2 protein-coding genes are annotated in these 2138 nt (G+C 43.9%); one reads left to right on the forward strand and one right to left on the reverse strand.

The genetic code is table 11. The features are described from left to right. Positions 1-136: 136 nt before the first annotated feature. On the forward strand, positions 137-997 hold the full coding sequence (locus tag QZT26_RS17315; protein ID WP_295103956.1) for a GGDEF domain-containing protein: 861 nt from the start codon (positions 137-139) through the stop codon (positions 995-997). Positions 998-1125: 128 nt separating this feature from the next. Here QZT26_RS17315 and QZT26_RS17320 read toward each other — a convergent pair whose 3' ends face one another. Further along, positions 1126-1695, reverse strand: a complete 570-nt coding sequence (locus QZT26_RS17320) for a nitroreductase family protein (RefSeq protein WP_099323877.1) — start codon at positions 1693-1695, stop codon at positions 1126-1128. Positions 1696-2138 lie beyond the last annotated feature (443 nt).

Consider the following 2138-nt stretch of genomic DNA (forward strand, 5'->3'; position numbering starts at 1 on the left):
CTGCATTGCCTCTCCTTTTGGGTTAAGATGCTTTCTTGATAAAAAACATCTTACTCCCTTTGGGATGGCAATGCACCTTTTCTCTTACTAATCCTTACTTATTACCCACAGATTCTGCGGACGAGCCGAAAAAAACATGCTTTACCTGCCGGTCATTGACCCTGTAATGCCCGCCGGCGAATTAATACATAAGGAAGCAATACTTGACCCTTCACTGTGCAAAGTAATAAATACCGGGAAAAAATCAGTCATAAATGATATTACCACCGAATCTCCGTGTGAATGTATTGTAACACGCGGGAAAAGAGGCGGGTATGTTTGTTTTCCCATCATTATTGGAAACAAGACGGCAGGTATGGTGCTCATGATGAAAAAAGAATTCAGCACATGGAAAAACAAAAAAACCCAAAGGCTTATGTCTAATTATACAGAAACGGCAGCGCTCGCTCTGCACAAATTGGAACTTCTTGAGATAGCGAAACATACAAACGTGATGGACGAATTTCAAGGAATATACAATAAACGGTATTTTACAGAACTATTGACAAAGCAACTCGCAGTGGCAAAAAGAAGGGGCGAAAACTTAAGCCTTCTTATATTGGGTCCCGACAATCATAAAGCAACAACCGAAATATACGGCTCCAATAATGCGAGGAATCTCCTACTGCAGCAGATAGCGGGAGTCTTATGCGACTCGGTCAGTAATTCCGATATTATAGCAAGGTATGATGAAGCGGAATTCGCCATTATTATGCCGTCAACCTTTGCCACAAGGGCGCTGGTGAAAGCAGACGGAATCAGACAACGCGTAGAATATACCGGTTTTCATGATCCGGCTTCAGGCAATCAGGTAAACATTACTATCAGCATCGGCATCTCCTCATTTCCGGAACACGCATCCGAAGTAGAACCTTTGGTGACGCTCGCAAATAAGGCCTTCTACAAAGCGAAAAACGATGGAGGAAACAGGGTTGAAGCCATAGTTACTTCCCGATAAGTTAATGCCCCCTGCTTTCTTATTAATGGAGAATATGACACGGTCGGCAGTCTACAGCCATCAAATTGCAGATTGAGGACTGCTGACTGTAGCTTGTGGACTGCCGATTGAAAAGTTACAAGCCCTGTCTAAGGAATAATAATTTCCACTAACGCCCGCTTCGGTACATGGTGTATCATTTCCTTGTCCCTCCAGTATTTTATGTCCCCGTCGCTGCCCACCGGCTCAATAAGCACCTTCTCCTTCGGTTTTCCCAGCGCCAATACAAGAAGGATTTCATACTCACCGGGAATGTTCAATACGTTTCGCAATCCTTCTTTCTGTATTGATCCAATAATACATCCACCAAGCCCATTTTCCGTTGCCCCAAGGAGAATACTCTGCGCCGCAACGCCATGGTCGCACCAAAAGTTTTTGCTGATAGTGGTATCCCCAAGCATTACTATATATGCAGAAGGCCTCTCCCCTTCCACAGGCCCGGGCCAGTCCTGCAGGTAACCCGCCCAGGCAAGATGCGGGAATATTAAGGCATTCTTTTGTACGTCACAGGAAAGCATATATTTCAACGGCTGCATGTTGCCAGCGGATGCAGAAAGTCGTGCGTAATCTACAAGGGTTTCCAATACTTCCCTCTCTATCAGAAATTCCTGATAAAATCTCCGGTAACTTCTGTTTTTTATAATCATATCTTTCAGCATTTTTGCCCTCCTTCATAACTTCTCAAAAAGTTTAGGTTCTTATAATAATTTCGTAACACTTTAGTTTTTTGAAAAAACAAAAACGCTCGTTCCCAAGCTCCGCAGACTGGGTCAAATGAACTTTGTTGCCTCAAAAGTGGGGGCAACTCCTCGCATTATGCCTGTTTTCGACCCTATTTAGTGCTGTTTTTCCCATTAAAGTGGAGAATGCCTGTCGTAAAATAGGATAAATTGTCCATTTGACCCAGTCTGTCCGGCTTGGGAACGCAATGGTATTGGAAGCTCTCGCTTCCACTCAGCAAGCATTATTCGGCTCAAAATAGGACGCCAAATATCTTGATAATATACTGAAAAGTATAAGCTGACATGTGCCCATTCTCTTTTTCATTCGAAGCTGGAGCTTCTCAAACAATCCCGTTCCCAAGCCGGAGCTTGGGAACGAG

The sequence above is a fragment of the uncultured Candidatus Kuenenia sp. genome, from assembly GCF_900696675.1.
Taxonomy (GTDB): Bacteria; Planctomycetota; Brocadiia; order Brocadiales; family Brocadiaceae; genus Kuenenia; species Kuenenia stuttgartiensis_A.

What these genes read in the sequence shown, in the direction of transcription:
- QZT26_RS17315 (WP_295103956.1), top strand. Translation starts at nt 137, where the DNA reads ATGCTTTACCTGCCGGTCATTGACCCTGTAATGCCCGCCGGCGAATTA.
- QZT26_RS17320 (WP_099323877.1), bottom strand. Translation starts at nt 1,695, where the DNA reads ATGCTGAAAGATATGATTATAAAAAACAGAAGTTACCGGAGATTTTAT.